The organism is Alteromonas hispanica (assembly GCF_010500915.1).
Lineage (GTDB): Bacteria > Pseudomonadota > Gammaproteobacteria > Enterobacterales > Alteromonadaceae > Alteromonas > Alteromonas hispanica.
This window is the reverse complement of sequence record NZ_JAAAWP010000003.1, coordinates 504585-520974: the sequence shown is the minus strand read 5'-3', so window position 1 is coordinate 520974 and position 16390 is coordinate 504585. Positions and strand designations below refer to the sequence as shown.

The following is a 16390-nucleotide window of genomic DNA, read 5'->3' as shown; positions in this document are numbered from 1 at the left end:
ATTTAGGAAGACAATGTCCTAATGAGGTTTTTATAGTCTTCTTTTATATCATGACTTTCTTCTCTTAGCTGCTCTATTTTTCTACAAGCATGGAGTACAGTAGTATGGTCTCTTCCACCAAAGGCATTACCTAACTCTGGTAAGCTGTGATTAGTGAGTTCCTTAGCTAATGCCATAGCAACCTGTCTTGGACGAGCCACACTTCTGCTTCTTCGCTTTGATAAAATATCAGCTACCTTTATCTTATAATAATCTGCCACGGTTTTCTGAATATTATCAACAGTGACGAGCTTTTCTTGTAAAGCTAAAAGGTCACGCAATGCTTCACGCACAAAGTCGATAGTAATTGGTCGGCCAGTGAAATTGGCATTAGCAATAACACGGTTTAACGCCCCTTCTAACTCACGTACATTTGAGCGTAACCGCTTGGCAATGAAAAACGCCACTTCGTTAGGAAGATGAATACGGTTTTCTGCCGCCTTGCGCATTAAGATCGCTACTCGAGTCTCAAGCTCTGGCGGCTCGATCGCAATAGTAAGACCCCAACCGAATCGCGATTTTAAGCGATCCTCTACACCATCGATCTCTTTGGGGTATCGATCTGAGGTTAATATGATCTGCTGGTTACCTTCTAACAAAGCATTAAAGGTATGGAAAAACTCTTCTTGAGAACGCTCTTTATTAGCAAAAAACTGGATATCATCAATTAGCAGAGCATCTACAGAACGGTAAAAGCGCTTAAAATCTTCAATAGCGTTATTTTGCAGTGCTTTTACCATATCTTGAACGAAACGCTCAGAATGCATGTACACGATTTTTGCATCACCGTTATTCGCTACAATCCCGTTACCAACAGCATGCAGCAAGTGGGTTTTACCTAAACCAGTTCCACCATAAATAAATAGCGGGTTGTAAGAACCACCTGGATTATTAGCAACCTGAGTAGCCGCTGCGCGCGCTAATTGGTTAGATTTACCTTCTACGAAATTATCAAACTGGTAGGTTGGATTGATATTGCTCTTGTGTTTCATGGCCTCTGGAATAGGAACAACCTTTGGCGAAGGCTGACTGCGAGGAGCTGCAGCCTGATTGGCCGCTCTATTCTGCTCATGGTAGCTGCGACTACTTTGATTACCCGAATTAGAATTCGCGTATTCATTATTAGGTTCGTAATTTGCGCTTTGATTCTGAGTTGACTGTTGAGCACTATTTGAAGAAGCGGAAAACGATTGGCCTTGCGATGTATTCTGTGGTGTAGAACTTTGTACAGGCGCGTTCCGCTGCATCGAATTTTGATGATTGCTACTTGGCGCTGAATTTGTATTTACATTAGTGCGCTGACGCGTCATTACTTCGAGATGAAGTTGTGGAGCATCGGCACCGGCAAATTCTCTTAGCAAACCAGTAATATTATCTAAATACTTATCTCTCACCCAATCAAGTACAAAACGGTTCGGGGCATAAAGCGCCACGTAACCTTCTTGCTCATCACAAACAAGCGGTCTAATCCACATACTGAATTGTTGCGTCGGTAGCTCTTGACGCAAGCGCTCAAGACATTGATTCCATAAGGACATGGTACGTAGTTAGCTCCCTTTGTTCGCGAAAAACCAAAAGCACGTCGTTGAAGAATGGTTGAACTTAACATCGACAGGATTAGGTAAGGTAAAATAAAATATTCGCGAGAGTGTAAGTTGTAATTATAGTCTGTGGATTATCTTATTTTATCAACAAAAAGTAAATCCCGATCTCTCAAGATCCCTGAGATCAAAAATATAACCAGATGTATTTTAAAGGTTTTTGTTTTAGATCAAAATACACTATTACTCACATTTCTTACTCTAAAAAAAGCGCAAAAATTGCTTGATCTTTCGTTATTTACTTGGCTCAACTTTACTGTTTTGTGGATAACATTTGTCTTCCTTCCCTGTTATTCACAAATTTGATAAAACAAAATTAGCTATTTCGATAATAAATACTAAAAACTGTTCATTTATTCTTCCCAAAACCCATATTAGACATTGACACAAGGCCCCGAGATCTCTAGAATTCAGCGTCCTTTTTCGATGGGCTTTTCTGGTGATTACACCACATTGTTTTAGCAATAAAATAGTGTGTTACCAAAAAACGCCTATGTTTGTAACTAAATATAAGTGAGACTTTGGTCATGAAAAGAACATTTCAACCGAGCAATCTTAAGCGTAAGCGTTCTCACGGTTTCCGTGCTCGTATGGCGACTAAAAATGGTCGTAAAGTACTAGCAGCTCGCCGTGCAAAAGGCCGCGCACGTCTTTCAGCTTAATTAGAAAGACGCCAAAAGTGGGCGAAAATAATTTTTCAAGGGAGTTGCGTCTGTTGACTCCCTCCCACTTTACTTATGTGTTTGATAACGCAACTCCTGCTGTATCCCCCTCTTTTACAATCCTAGCTAGAAAGAATTCTCACGATAATCCGCGACTAGGCATTACTATTGCCAAAAAACGCGTCCGCAAAGCCCATGACAGAAATAGGCTCAAGCGTTTAGTGAGAGAAAGCTTTCGACTTAAACAACATCATTTGCCAAACGTTGATATTATAGTTATTGGTAAATCGGGTGCCGACAATCTTAGCAACGAAGAAGTATTTTCGACTTTAGAGAAGCTATGGAAAAAATTGAACAAGCGTTGCGGAAACTCTTAATTGCAGTTCCACTAGCATTGATAAAATTTTATCAATGGTTTATTTCGCCTGTTTTAGGCCAACGATGTCGTTTTCATCCGTCTTGTTCTTGGTATGCTATCGATGCATTAAAAACACACGGATTAGTAAAAGGCGGTTGGTTATCTATTAAACGCATATTAAAATGTCATCCTTTGCATGCCGGTGGTTACGATCCGGTGCCAGAAAAACAACAAAATAAACACTCAAAATAAAGAGACCTATATGGAATCGCAACGCAGTTTTCTGATAATTGGCTTAGCGCTAGTTAGCTTTTTGCTTTGGCAACAATGGCAGAAAGATTATGGGCCACAGCCTGTACAGCCCGCTCAACAAGAGCAGACACAGCAGGCTAATCAAGGTGTACCATCATTTGATGATACCCAAAGTGAAGATGTACCTAGCAGTGATAGTGTACCTGCAGCTCAAACTGCTGCTGTAACGCAAAATACCAGCCGTACCATTGAAGTCAAAACAGATACGCTTGATGTACGTATTGATTTACTTGGCGGTGATGTTATCTCTGCAGACCTTATCAAGTTTCCTGTAACTCAGGGTTCTGATGAGCCTTACAGTTTATTGCGTTCTGGTATGGGGCTGTACGTAGCGCAAAGTGGATTGATAGGAAAACAGGGCCCAGACGCAAGCGCTACCGGACGCCCTGTTTACAAAGCTCAGCAATCAGAATATCAATTAAGTGACGATACGCTTGTTGTTCCATTAACGTGGAAAAATGACAAGGGACTGACGATTACCAAAACCTTTACGTTTACTAAAGACCGGTATGATGTAGACGTGAGTTATCGAGTTGAGAATGCCACAGGTTCTGTTGCCAACGTTCAACCTTACGCACAATTGAAGCAGGTAATGGACTTTGAAGACGACGGTAATATGTTTATGCCCACCTACCGCGGCGCGGCGTTTTCTACTGAAGATGACAGATATGACAAATACTCGTTCGATGAAATAGAAGATGAAAATCTTCGCAAAACCACCAAAGCAGGCTGGGTTGGCATGTTGGAGCATTACTTTGTTTCAGCGTGGGTTCCTTCACAAGAACAAACGAATACACTGTATTCTCGCAACATTAAGAATCAATACGCTGTAATTGGTGTGTTATCACCTGCAGAAACCGTGAATGCCGGTGAAACCAAAACAATCTCCTCTACCCTTTATATGGGTCCTAAAGATCAGGAGCGACTTGCGAAGATTGCTCGAGGTTTAGACCTTACTGTGGATTACGGCATTCTGTTTTGGATATCTCAGCCGTTATTTGCCTTGCTAACCTTCTTGCATAGTCTGGTTAATAACTGGGGTGTCGCCATTATTTTGATCACTATAGTGGTTAAGGGCGCAATGTATTGGCTAACGAAGAAACAATACGAGTCTATGGCTCGCATGCGTAACCTTGCGCCTAAAATGCAGCAACTTAAAGACCGCTTTGGTGATGATAGACAAAAGATGTCTCAAGCCATGATGGAGTTATATCGCAAAGAGAAAGTGAACCCTATGGGCGGCTGCTTACCTTTGCTACTGCAAATGCCTATTTTCTTAGCGCTTTACTGGGTACTAATGGAAAGTGTTGAACTACGCCACGCAGACTTTGTACTGTGGATTACCGATTTATCAACAAAAGACCCATACTTCGTACTGCCAATATTAACAGGCGCAAGTATGTATTTACTGCAAAAGCTGCAACCCACAACCATTACCGACCCTATGCAACAAAAAATTATGCAATGGATGCCGGTAATGATGAGTGTGTTCTTCTTATGGTTCCCTGCAGGTTTGGTATTATACTGGCTGATAAGTAACGTAATCACACTTGTTCAAGCCAAAATGATCTATGCTTCCATGGAGAAGCGGGGCATAAGCAATAAGTAAACTATTGTTTGTTTAATTACACAGCCCGCCTAAGCGGGCTGTTTTGTCTAGAGAGGAATTTACTGTGCCATCATTCGATATTGTTTCAGAAATAAATATGGAAGAAGTTCGCAACGCGACTGAAAATGCCAGCAGAGAGTTGTCTACGCGATTTGATTTTCGCGGCATTGAAGCTAGCTTTGAGTACAAAGAAAAGACGGTTGTTATGAAAGCCGAGGCAGAATTTCAGCTTCAACAAATGGAAAGTATGTTTAGAACCGCATGTTCAAAACGCAACGTCGACACTTCTTCTATCGACGTAAAACCCTTTGATGCACACGGCAAAACGTATCGCCAGACAATTGCGTTTAAAGAAGGTATCGAGCAACCGATGGCAAAGAAAATCGTTAAGCTTATCAAAGATGCGAAACTGAAAGTTCAAACTGCTATCCAAGGCGAAGAGTTGCGAGTAACAGGCAAGAAACGCGATGACCTTCAACAGGCGATGGCATTGGTTAAAGGTGCTGATCTCGGTCAACCTTTCCAATTTAAAAACTTCCGCGATTAATTATGGAATCACTCACCCTAGCCACAGATACAATTATTGCCCAAGCAACAGCGCCAGGAAGAGGCGGTGTAGGCATTGTTAGAGTATCGGGTCCAAAAGCAAAGGTTATTGCAGAAGCCTTAGTGCCCTGTGAGTTATCTCCTAGGCAAGCTACTTATACCTCTTTTGTTAATGATCAGAAGCAGATTATTGACCAGGGTATCGCACTGTTTTTTAAAGGCCCTAACTCGTTTACTGGCGAAGACGTACTTGAGCTTCAAGGACATGGCGGTCAGGTTGTCATGGATATGCTAATTAACGCTGTATTAGCCACAGGACACGCGCGGTTGGCCAACCCCGGAGAATTTAGCGAACAGGCATTTCTCAATGACAAACTTGACCTAGCGCAAGCCGAAGCTATTGCAGATCTAATTGATGCAAGTTCCCAGCAAGCTGCACGCAGTGCGTTACGTTCTTTACAGGGTGAGTTTTCAACCCAGATTCAAACTCTATCTGACAAAATAATTCATCTTCGCATGTATGTTGAGGCCGCTATCGACTTTCCCGAGGAAGAGATAGACTTTTTGTCTGATGGAAAAGTGTCTGGCGACCTAAGCGAAATCGTAAGGCACCTTGAGCAGGTGCGCGAACAAGCAAAGCAAGGCAGCTTGTTGCGTGAAGGAATGCAGGTGGTTATTGCCGGTAGGCCTAACGCAGGCAAATCGAGCTTACTTAACGCCCTTGCAGGCAGAGAAAGTGCCATAGTGACAGATATTGCTGGCACGACAAGGGATGTATTGAAAGAGCACATCCATATAGACGGTATGCCTGTTCATATTATCGATACAGCAGGTCTTAGAGAGAGCCCAGACAAAGTAGAGCAAATTGGAATTGAGCGAGCTTGGCAAGCAATAGGCGACGCCGACCATGTGTTATTTGTTGTCGACTCAACAGAAACATCTGTTATAGACCCCTTCGATATTTGGCCAGAATTTATGCAGCGTCTGCCTGAAGGAATTCCGGTGACAGTAGTGAGAAATAAAGCCGATTTAAGTACGCTCGATGTTGGACAGAGTCATGTCACTACGAAACAAGGTGATATCTCTGTTATCAATTTGTCTGCTAAACACGGTGATGGTGTAGACACGTTAAAGACACATTTAGCAAAAACGATGGGCTTTGACACTACCACAGAAGGACAATTTATTGCCCGGCGCAGACATATTGAGGCCCTCGACCAAGCAAATTTTCATGTCACTACCGGCGAGCAGCAGCTTCATGATGCCATGGCAGGAGAACTGCTAGCAGAGGAATTGCGATTGGCTCACCAGGCGCTTTGTGAGATTACAGGAGAATTTACCTCCGACGATCTTCTCGGGAAAATATTCTCTTCTTTTTGTATTGGTAAATAATTGATGAACAAACATTTTGAAATAATTGTCGGCACAATGTTAGGTGCATCAGAGTATGTGGCCGACGTATTAGCTGAAAAGTTACAAGCCAAGGGATACACTTACACTATCCACCTGGAACCTGATTTTCAGAGTATAGCAGCATCGACAAACTGGGTGGTATGCACATCAACCCATGGTGCTGGAGACTTACCTGATAATATTCAACCTTTTGCCGAACAGATAAAGAATGCAGATTTGTCATCAACCAAAGCGTTCGTCATAGGATTAGGTGACACCAGTTACGATACCTTTTGCTTTGGTGCCAAAACTATGGAAACTCTTATTACACAAAACGGCGGTTCACTGACTGTTCCCGCACTTCATGTAGATGTGCTAGAGCACCCTATCCCAGAAGATATTGCCGGTGAATGGTTTGAAGACGCGCTAGAAAAAATATGAGCAAAGCACTTACGCAAGCAGAGCAAACCGTATTGCAGTCGCCTATATCGAATGACTGCCGCGTACTCTATTTGCTGGGCCTACGTATAAACGCGAATACAGCGACAACGTCTTCTGCGCCCGTGGATTACAAAGCCCTGTTAGCGTTGCTTAATGCCGATAGCAAAGAGCCTCACTACTTAAGAGGCAGACAAATAAACAGCTTGATTAAGCAGCTTGAACAAGTAGGGTTGGTAACCCTCCCCCTTGATATCGATCTTGATAGAAGCATTAATGGCAAAACCCTATTATTACCTTTATTAAGTGAGCCGGTGTCGGATTTTGACGTCCTCCATAAGCAACACACCGCCATGACGGCAGACTGGAAACCAAATGCTCCGCTTTTCAAAGAAATAGCCAACTTACTTGGCATTATTGACAAGACCTTTGACGACAACGATATTGGAGAATTCGTAGCCTACTGGCTAGGACGACCGAGCTCTGTATTCAGTGAGTTTCAGTGGACGCAAAAATTCGCCAATAATATTAAGCGTAAACGCCTCGCTTCAGGGTACAGTTCCAGTAAAGTTATAGGCACTCAACAAGTGAAAGTTGCAGCGGGCATAGAAGCAGATGATAATGCTAAGAAGCTAGTAGCAAAATACGCCTCATCAAAGAAGAGTTAAATTACTATGGATCGCATTACAGATAAAATTGCAAATTTAGCCAAAGCGTTGAATAAGCCCGTCGATCCTAACAACGAATATATCGACTATAAAACCCTACGCAAGCAATACGAGGCTCAAGCTAACACAGAGATCTCGCAATTACAGCAACGAAGTAAAAAAGCCCGTGTAGAAGCCATACATGGACGTTCCGATCTCAATCCTAAGTGGACGTTCTCTAACTTGGTTGAAGACAGTGACGATGTGATTGAAGCCGTCTCGATAGCACAATCCTTTATTGCAGCCCATGATGATCCAGCGTGGCGCCAAAGCGGCTCTCACATGATGATTTTTTACGGCGATTACGGGCGCGGTAAGTCACATATCGCAGGTGCTATTGCGCATCAACTCATAGAACAGTACGAAATATCCGTACTCTATCGACAGCTTTCAACTATCTTAGAAATGCGTAATTTCTCGTTCGATTTTTCTGCCTCAGATAATGCGGGACAGCGGTTTAGAGAGATTAATCATGAGTTGCTCACCGTAGATCTATTAATCCTCGATGAGGTTTGTGTAAACGAAAGTATCTTGAAAAAGAACGCCCAAAGCTGGTTTGGTAATCTTTTACGACAACGTTTGGTCAACAAAAAGAATTGTATTCTTATCACCAACCACAATCTTGCCGAGTTGGAGAATGCACTTGGACGCTACTGTTATGAATCTATAAGGGAATACGACACCTACAAGGTTCGTTTCCAAGGCCCCAGCAGGCGCGGTGTGCTATCTGCAGATCAAGAAGAAGAAAGCTCTTCTGCACCACCAAGGTATCAACCAAACCAAGTGAGATAGCTAAAAACGTAATCAGTAGGTAATCAAACGGTACCTAAAAACACAAAAAAGTTTGTGACACAAACGACGGATACAAGGCAATAAAGACAGTTCTTTATTGCCTTTTTTTATATTTTGGACAAATTGCAGTCAGAAAAAAACCAAATAATTTTAAACTTTCATTTTTTTAGTGCCAGTCACGATCGATTGATCAGGCGATCAACTTTGATATTGTGGAAAGATCTCCTCCACAGGCAGATCTGCTTGTAATCCCTGATATACCTAGATCATGCGATCTAAAAATTGAAATAACAAACATTTTATCCCCAACTGGATCACACCTTGAGCAGCCCTGTGGATAGGATCCTACAAAGCCCTGTGCATAAGCTCTGATCACAAAAAGAATAACTTTTTCAAAAATTGCCGATGTGGATAACTAGGGTGTTTATACACAAGATCAATAGGGGGTTGTATAGCTGTGTTTCCCAAAGTTATTGATCGCGTAAGACGATGATCTCAATGCACTTTGATCGGTTACCCACAGATCTTGCCGATCCTAATAAAAGTAAATATAAAACAGATCTAAAAGAGATCTTAAGATCATTAAAGCCGATCAAGCTTTTTTAGACACAGCTTTTGAGGAAAATTTAATCATTTTCTTTAGCCAATAAGTCAGCTAAAATACGCGCCCTTTTTTCGGCAAATGCTGAAACAAAGATTTTGGTTTTTCGATAGTTTTTTAGTGAGGTTTAATCCATGTTTTATGCTCAAGCATTTGATGTCATCGTAGTTGGTGGTGGTCATGCAGGCACCGAAGCTGCTCTTGCTGCTGCTCGCATGGGATCAAGCACGTTGTTGTTGACTCACAATATTGAAACTATTGGTCAGATGTCATGCAATCCCGCGATTGGTGGAATTGGCAAAGGACATTTGGTGAAAGAAATTGATGCCTTAGGTGGTGCGATGGCACTTGCTACAGACCAGGGTGGAATTCAATTTAGAACCTTAAATTCGAGTAAGGGACCCGCTGTACGCGCAACTCGTGCACAAGCGGATCGAACCTTGTACAAAAATGCGATCCGAAACATCGTTGAAAACCAACCAAACCTCACTTTGTTTCAACAAAGCGTAGATGATCTGATTGTAGAAAACGACCGTGTCACCGGTGTCGTTACCCAAATGGGGCTCAAATTCAAAGCACAAAGCGTTGTGCTAACTGTTGGTACGTTTTTAGGCGGCACCATACACATTGGATTGGAAAACTATCGTGGTGGTCGCGCAGGCGATCCTCCGTCTATTGCATTGGCAGACCGACTACGTGCACTACCTTTTCGCGTCGATCGTTTGAAAACAGGTACACCTGCAAGACTAGACGCTCGTTCTCTAGATTTTTCTGTAATGCAGGCACAACCCGGCGATAATCCAACACCTGTCGTATCGTTTATGGGAAGCCGTGAAATGCATCCCACGCAAATACCTTGTTACATTACGCATACCAATGAGGAAACCCACGATATTATTCGCAGCGGGTTAGATCGTTCGCCAATGTTCACTGGTGTAATTGAGGGTATTGGTCCGCGTTATTGTCCGAGTATTGAAGATAAGATTACTCGTTTTGCAGACAAAAATGCGCACCAAATCTTTGTTGAACCCGAGGGACTTAACAGTATTGAGGTGTACCCTAACGGCATTTCTACAAGCTTGCCTTTTGATATTCAAATGGCGCTGGTTCGCTCGATCAAAGGGTTTGAAAATGCTCACATAGTTCGTCCGGGCTATGCCATCGAATATGACTTTTTCGATCCTAGGGATCTTAAGCAAACGTTAGAAACCAAATTTATCGACGGCTTATTTTTCGCAGGTCAGATAAATGGAACCACAGGCTACGAAGAGGCTGGTGCCCAAGGTCTTGTTGCAGGTGCTAATGCTTCATTACAGGTCCAACAAAAAGATCCGCTCATTTTGCGTCGAGACCAAGCTTACATGGGCGTGCTAATTGACGACTTAGCGACAATGGGCACGAAAGAGCCCTACCGCATGTTTACAAGTCGTGCTGAATACCGCTTGTTGCTACGAGAGGACAATGCCGATAGCAGGCTAACTGCTAGAGGACGAGAAATTGGACTAGTTGACGATGCTCGTTGGGCAAAATTCAACGAGAAAATGGAAGCGGTTGAAATGGAAACGCAACGCATGCGTTCGCATTGGATCCACAAAGATCATGCTGCAACTCCACAGCTGAATACGAAATTAAAAACGCCTGTGAGTCGCGAGCATTCGCTAGAAGAAATTATTCGTCGACCTGAAATGACTTACTCTGCACTGATGGAAATCGATGGTATCGGTCCAGGTCTTAGTGATCCCATTGCGGCTGAGCAGGTGGAAATACAAATAAAGTATGCGGGCTATATTGCAAGGCAGATGGATGAAATTGCAAAATCACAGCGTCATGAAAGCACATTGCTACCTAAGGATTTGGACTTCAGTAAAATTTCCGGGCTTAGCAATGAAGTTGTGATGAAGTTAACCGAAGCTCGACCCGAAACAATTGGTAAAGCGTCTCGGATATCTGGTATCACGCCTGCCGCTATTTCCCTGCTTTTGGTCTACCTCAAAAAGCATGGCATGCTTAGAAAACACGAAAAAATCAGCGCGTAGCTTCCATTATTTTCAATACAGAATTTTTTTGATGACAACACAGCAAGAACTGCATTCAATACTGGCCTCGGGATTAGAGGCCTTATCACTTGATTTAACGAATGACCAAAAACAACAGCTTGTTGAATTTGTTCTTCTCATCGATAAATGGAATAAAGCCTACAACCTAACCTCCATAAGATGCCCTAAGCAAATGATGGTTAAGCATATACTAGATTCGCTGGCCATCGTTCCGCATTTAACGGGTGGTAATATCATTGATGTTGGCACAGGTCCGGGGCTACCAGGAATGCCGCTGGCGATTGCTTTCCCCGATAAAACATTTACGTTGCTAGATAGTTTGGGCAAACGCGTGCGCTTTATGACACAATGCGTGCATACGCTCAAGCTTACCAATGTAACACCTGTCAACAGTCGTGTAGAAAACCATGTCGGCGAAAAGCCATACGATATTGTGCTTAGTCGTGCATTTGCGTCATTAAAAGATATGTTGCACTGGTGTGAGCATCTGGTAGATTCAGATGGGCAGTTTTTAGCACTTAAAGGTCAGTTCCCTCAAAAAGAAATTGATGAAGTAAGTGATCACTTTCTTGTTAGTGATACAAAAAACATCACTGTTCCCAATTTAGATGGGGAAAGACATTTAGTTTGGCTAAGCAAAACACAGCAACGTTAAAACAGGATTTAGTGTGGCAAAGGTAATCGCAATCGCGAATCAAAAAGGCGGTGTGGGGAAGACGACCACAGCGGTAAATGTTGCGGCATCAATGGCCGCCACAAAGCGAAAAGTATTGCTTATCGATCTTGACCCTCAAGGAAATGCAACTATGGGTAGTGGTGTCGACAAGTATGAAGTCGATGCTACAGCCTTTGAGTTGCTTATCGAAGAAAAGCCCATCGATGAGGTCATCGTTAAAAATACATCGGGTAAATACGATCTCATTGCGGCAAATGGCGACGTAACAGCGGCTGAAATTAAGCTGATGGAAATGTTTGCCAGAGAAGTACGCCTTCGTAACTCACTGAAACCTGTTATCGATTATTACGATTTTATTTTTATCGACTGCCCGCCATCACTTAACCAACTTACTGTTAACGCATTAGCAGCGTCAGATTCAGTGATGGTTCCCATGCAATGCGAATATTACGCCCTTGAGGGGTTAACGGCACTGATGGATACCATTCAAAAACTTGCGTCTGTCGTTAATCCTGAATTGAAGATTGAAGGCGTTTTGCGTACTATGTACGACCCTCGAAATCGCCTTGCTAACGATGTTTCAGAGCAGTTAAAGCGTCATTTTGGTGAGCAGGTGTATCGCACAGTGATACCAAGGAATGTTCGCCTTGCTGAAGCTCCAAGTTTTGGAACGCCAGCAATGTATTACGATAAGTCGTCCACCGGCGCTAAAGCCTATTTAGCCCTAGCCGGTGAAATTCTGCGACGCAGGGATAAAACTTCGCCTTCTCAGGCAAAAGCGAGTTAAACAAAAATAAGCTGCTACCTATCAGCACATGCCATAGAGGACACTATGTCAGCACGTAAAAGAGGCCTTGGCCGAGGGTTAGACGCGCTTCTTGCTACTAGCCAATCATCGTCTCAAAGAGAACAAGATGCCGCAGAAGTAGTATCAACGAATGGGGAGTTAAGTAAACTTCCCATCGAGTTTTTGGTTCCGGGAAAATATCAGCCTCGTAAAGACATGTCTCCTGATGCATTAGAGGAGCTAGCATCTTCTATTCGCGCACAGGGTATTATTCAACCGATAGTGGTTCGCAAAGTCGACGAGAATCGCTTCGAAATTATTGCCGGAGAGCGACGCTGGCGAGCATCTCAATTAGCTCAGCTTGATGAAGTTCCGTGTTTAATTAAAAACGTACCCGATGAAGCTGCCGTTGCCATTGCACTGATTGAGAATATTCAGCGTGAAGATTTAAACGCAATGGAAGAAGCGCAAGCGCTAGACCGCCTAATGAGTGAGTTTTCGTTAACCCATCAAGAAGTTGCTGAAGCGGTAGGTAAATCGCGTACTACGGTGACTAACCTACTACGCTTGAATAATCTTAACGACGATGTAAAAACCTTAGTTGAGCATGGCGACATTGAAATGGGTCATGCAAGAGCACTTCTTGCATTAGAGGGAGAGACTCAGTCTGAAACTGCTCAAATTGTTTCAGGAAAAGGATTGACCGTTCGCGATACTGAAAAGCTGGTGAAGAAGCTACTTGAGCCCGCAGAACCTAAGCCAGAGAAGAAAATTGATCCCGATGTTCAAAACCTTATGACGCGACTTTCAGAAAATTTAGGTGCGCAGGTAGATATTAGTCATAATGCGAAAGGCAAAGGAAAATTGACAATAAGCTTTAGTGACTTAGAACAGTTAGATGGAATAATATCTAAAATTCAATAGGTTAACGTTTTAAATTGGGTTGCGTAAAAGAACATATCCGTTCGATAAGCAGGGTTTCTTAGTAACATCGGACACTCTCCTTTCCGGTTATAGCAATAGGAAATTTTCAGAATAACTTTCAAAAAGCGTTGTACTGTTGAAAATTGTCGGTAAAACAGTATACTTCTGACGCTTTTTGTAAGACGTGAACAAGCAGCGAGATGGCGTGACAAACAAGTTAGCGAAACGAGGGTTGACCCTCGCCAAAAAAGGGCTACTTTTACAGATTGTCACCGCCGCGATAATTGTTGCTGTTGCCGCGCTAATCGGCGGAGTTACATCGGCTTTATCGGCCGCGACGGGTGCCTTAATCAGTATCTTGCCGAAAATTGTTTTTACCGCATTTGCATTTAGGTATGCCGGAGCGAGTAAAAATGAACTTGTTGCGCGAAGTTTTAGCCAAGGTTCAAAAATGAAATTGGCACTGACAATCGTTTTGTTTGTCATTGCGTTTAGATTTATACACGTTATGCCACTTGTTTTATTTATGGCATTTGTGATTACTACCGTCAGCCATGCGCTGGCGATGTTTCATTACGGTACGAAAGAATAACGACGAAGAATAATATCGACCGACTGAAGCATTAAACCAATTACTAAATTTTTACACTTTACAACTTGGGTTAAACAATGGCATCTGAATACACTACCTCAGAATACATCAAGCACCACTTGACCAATGCCACCATGTGCTCTACTGACAATGGAATCGCTTTTAATAAAGCGTGTTCTGATGCTGGTTTTTGGGCATGGCATGTCGATACACTGGCATGGTCAATCGGACTTGGTTTACTTTTTCTAATTATCTTTAGAAGCGTTGCGTCAAAAGCAACCACTGGCGTACCTGGCAAAATGCAGGCTTTCGTTGAGCTGGTTGTCGAGTTTGTTGATGACAATGTGAAAAGCACCTTTCATGGACGTAGTGCACTTATTGCACCTCTTGCGCTCACTATTTTCGTTTGGGTTTTATTGATGAACCTAATGGATTTAGTCCCTGTTGACCTTATCCCTTGGGTATCTGGTTTAATCGGGCAAGCGGCGTTTGGTATGGATCCTCACGACGTTTATAACAAAGCAGTGCCAACCACTGATTTGAACCTTACCTTTGCTTTAGCAACAGGTGTATTCATCCTAATCTTGTTCTATTCAATCAAGATGAAGGGAATCGGCGGTTTTATGAAAGAGCTTACTATGCAGCCTTTCGGACACCCTGCATTTATCCCTATTAACTTTATTCTTGAGACAGTGACACTCTTAGCGCGTCCGTTATCACTTGCGCTTCGTTTGTTCGGTAACCTTTATGCCAGTGAGCTTATCTTTATTTTGATAGCCACTATCGGTTACTTCCAGCTTCCACTACATTTCATGTGGGCTGTGTTCCATATTTTGGTACTTCCACTACAAGCGTTTATTTTCATGATGTTGACCATCGTGTACTTAAGCTTGGCGTGTGAAGAACATTAAGCATTAACGCGCGCTGATTAAACCTGGAAAATTGGCGCCGTTTTTACAGAGTTTTACTTTTAACTTTAAATTTAACTTAAAATCGGAGACGTAAATGTTATACATCGCTGCTGCACTACTGATTGGTCTTGGTGCCCTAGGTACCGCTATTGGTTTCGGTCTACTTGGTGGCAAATTCCTAGAATCTGCTGCTCGTCAACCTGAACTAGCACCTCAACTACAAGTTAAGATGTTCATCGTAGCGGGTCTTATCGATGCCATCGCAATGATCGGTGTTGGTATCGCTCTATACCTATTGTTCGCTGTTGGTGCCTAATTCTTTTAACCACTTTTTTAGCGAACTTTAAGAGGAGGGGCGATTGTGAATTTTAACGCCACTTTTATAGGTCAATTAATCGCCTTCGCTGTGTTCGTGGTGTTCTGCATGAAATACGTGTGGCCACCGCTGATTGCAGCGATTGAAGAGCGTCAGAAGAAAATAGCCGATGGGCTTGAAGCTTCTGAGCGCGCAGAGAAAGACTTAGAGCTTGCTCAAGCGAAAGCTACTGAGCAAATGAAAGACGCGAAAGCGCAAGCAGCTGAAATTATCGAGCAGGCCAAGAAGCGCGCCAACCAACTGGTTGACGAAGAAACGCAGAAAGGCCATGCAGAACGCGAGAAAATTATCGCGTCTGGTTATGCCGAAGTTGAAGCTGAACGCAATCGTGCCAAAGAAGATTTGCGCAAGCAAGTTGCTGCCCTAGCAGTGGCTGGCGCACAGCAAATCTTACAACGTGAAATCGATGCTAACGCACAAAACGACATTGTTGAAAAACTTGTCGCTGAGCTTTAAGGAGAAGATGAGCCATGTCTGAATTGACAACCGTCGCTCGTCCTTACGCTAAAGCCGCTTTCGATTTTGCCGTCGAGAAAAACGCTGTTGCAAAATGGCAGGAAATGCTCACCTTCGCAGGTGCAGTTGCTGACAACGAAGAAATGCATGAGTTATTAACTGGTGCCGTTGCAGCAGACACATTGTCGGACATTTTTGTCAATGTCTGCGGTGAGCAACTCGATGAACACGGCCAAAACTTAGTAAAAGTGTTGGCTGAGAATAAACGTTTAGCCGCGTTGCCTGAAATATCTACGTTGTTTGATGCTTTTAAAGCGGACTATGACAAAGAGATAGAAGTTGACGTAACGTCAGCCTCGGCGCTGACCGACGCACAACAATCTGATCTGATTGCGTCGTTGGAAAAACGTTTGGCACGTAAAGTGAAGCTTAATTGTAACGTGGACCCTGCCCTGATCGCTGGAATGGTAATAAATGCCGGTGATACAGTTATTGATGGTTCCGTAAAGTCGAAATTGAACCGTCTAGCAGACGCGTTGCAAGCATAACGGGGA

Annotated in this window: 19 protein-coding genes; 18 read left to right on the top strand and 1 reads right to left on the bottom strand. The window is 43.1% G+C overall.

Going from position 1 to position 16390, the window contains the following annotated elements; all coding sequences use genetic code 11:
- Positions 1–2 precede the first annotated feature (2 nt).
- Positions 3–1577 (bottom strand): chromosomal replication initiator protein DnaA, encoded by a 1575-nt coding sequence (gene dnaA / locus GTW09_RS07740; RefSeq protein WP_163111355.1) that lies wholly within the window; start codon positions 1575–1577, stop codon positions 3–5.
- 590 nt (positions 1578–2167) lie between these two features.
- Between dnaA and rpmH the strand changes: the two genes are divergently transcribed.
- The 18 genes from rpmH (at position 2168) to atpH (ending at position 16384) form a co-directional block, all read left to right on the top strand.
- Positions 2168–2302: a 50S ribosomal protein L34 gene (gene rpmH / locus GTW09_RS07735; RefSeq protein WP_014290886.1), complete on the top strand. Its 135-nt coding sequence runs from the start codon at positions 2168–2170 to the stop codon at positions 2300–2302.
- Between the two features lie 17 nt (positions 2303–2319).
- Positions 2320–2679, top strand: a complete 360-nt coding sequence (gene rnpA, locus GTW09_RS07730; RefSeq protein ID WP_163111353.1) for a ribonuclease P protein component — start codon at positions 2320–2322, stop codon at positions 2677–2679.
- Entirely contained in the window at positions 2664–2912 is a 249-nt protein-coding gene (yidD, locus tag GTW09_RS07725) for a membrane protein insertion efficiency factor YidD (RefSeq protein WP_203565682.1), read from the top strand. Before rnpA ends, yidD begins: the two co-directional genes overlap by 16 nt.
- Positions 2913–2922: 10 nt before the next feature.
- The gene (gene yidC, locus GTW09_RS07720) at positions 2923–4581 is read left to right on the top strand and encodes a membrane protein insertase YidC (RefSeq protein ID WP_163111351.1); all 1659 of its coding nucleotides are present in this window, start codon (positions 2923–2925) and stop codon (positions 4579–4581) included.
- Between the two features lie 64 nt (positions 4582–4645).
- On the top strand, positions 4646–5128 hold the full coding sequence (locus GTW09_RS07715; RefSeq protein WP_071981067.1) for a YajQ family cyclic di-GMP-binding protein: 483 nt from the start codon (positions 4646–4648) through the stop codon (positions 5126–5128).
- 2 nt (positions 5129–5130) lie between these two features.
- Positions 5131–6519, top strand: a complete 1389-nt coding sequence (gene mnmE, locus GTW09_RS07710) for a tRNA uridine-5-carboxymethylaminomethyl(34) synthesis GTPase MnmE (protein ID WP_163111349.1) — start codon at positions 5131–5133, stop codon at positions 6517–6519.
- A gap of 3 nt (positions 6520–6522) precedes the next feature.
- Complete coding sequence (locus GTW09_RS07705) at positions 6523–6960, top strand: flavodoxin domain-containing protein (protein WP_163111347.1); 438 nt, start codon at positions 6523–6525, stop codon at positions 6958–6960.
- Positions 6957–7625: a DnaT-like ssDNA-binding domain-containing protein gene (locus tag GTW09_RS07700; protein ID WP_071981064.1), complete on the top strand. Its 669-nt coding sequence runs from the start codon at positions 6957–6959 to the stop codon at positions 7623–7625. The genes GTW09_RS07705 and GTW09_RS07700 overlap by 4 nt, the downstream gene beginning before the upstream one ends.
- A 6-nt stretch (positions 7626–7631) precedes the next feature.
- Positions 7632–8456: an ATP-binding protein gene (locus GTW09_RS07695; protein ID WP_163111345.1), complete on the top strand. Its 825-nt coding sequence runs from the start codon at positions 7632–7634 to the stop codon at positions 8454–8456.
- Between the two features lie 735 nt (positions 8457–9191).
- Positions 9192–11093, top strand: coding sequence for a tRNA uridine-5-carboxymethylaminomethyl(34) synthesis enzyme MnmG (gene mnmG, locus GTW09_RS07690; RefSeq protein WP_163111343.1), 1902 nt, complete (start codon positions 9192–9194; stop codon positions 11091–11093).
- Positions 11094–11124: 31 nt separating this feature from the next.
- Positions 11125–11769 carry a 16S rRNA (guanine(527)-N(7))-methyltransferase RsmG gene (rsmG, locus tag GTW09_RS07685; RefSeq protein WP_163111341.1) on the top strand — a complete coding sequence of 215 codons (645 nt, stop codon included), beginning with the start codon at positions 11125–11127 and terminating at the stop codon, positions 11767–11769.
- Between the two features lie 13 nt (positions 11770–11782).
- Positions 11783–12577 (top strand): ParA family protein, encoded by a 795-nt coding sequence (locus tag GTW09_RS07680; protein ID WP_032095243.1) that lies wholly within the window; start codon positions 11783–11785, stop codon positions 12575–12577.
- A gap of 45 nt (positions 12578–12622) precedes the next feature.
- Positions 12623–13501 (top strand): ParB/RepB/Spo0J family partition protein, encoded by an 879-nt coding sequence (locus GTW09_RS07675; RefSeq protein ID WP_071981060.1) that lies wholly within the window; start codon positions 12623–12625, stop codon positions 13499–13501.
- A gap of 205 nt (positions 13502–13706) precedes the next feature.
- Positions 13707–14093 (top strand): ATP synthase subunit I, encoded by a 387-nt coding sequence (locus GTW09_RS07670; protein WP_163111339.1) that lies wholly within the window; start codon positions 13707–13709, stop codon positions 14091–14093.
- Positions 14094–14170: 77 nt separating this feature from the next.
- Entirely contained in the window at positions 14171–15004 is an 834-nt protein-coding gene (gene atpB / locus GTW09_RS07665; RefSeq protein WP_032095246.1) for a F0F1 ATP synthase subunit A, read from the top strand.
- 94 nt (positions 15005–15098) lie between these two features.
- Positions 15099–15320 (top strand): F0F1 ATP synthase subunit C, encoded by a 222-nt coding sequence (atpE, locus tag GTW09_RS07660; protein ID WP_032095247.1) that lies wholly within the window; start codon positions 15099–15101, stop codon positions 15318–15320.
- A gap of 45 nt (positions 15321–15365) precedes the next feature.
- Positions 15366–15836, top strand: a complete 471-nt coding sequence (gene atpF, locus GTW09_RS07655) for a F0F1 ATP synthase subunit B (protein ID WP_071981059.1) — start codon at positions 15366–15368, stop codon at positions 15834–15836.
- Between the two features lie 14 nt (positions 15837–15850).
- Entirely contained in the window at positions 15851–16384 is a 534-nt protein-coding gene (gene atpH, locus GTW09_RS07650) for a F0F1 ATP synthase subunit delta (protein ID WP_071981058.1), read from the top strand.
- The last annotated feature ends 6 nt before the right edge of the window (positions 16385–16390 follow it).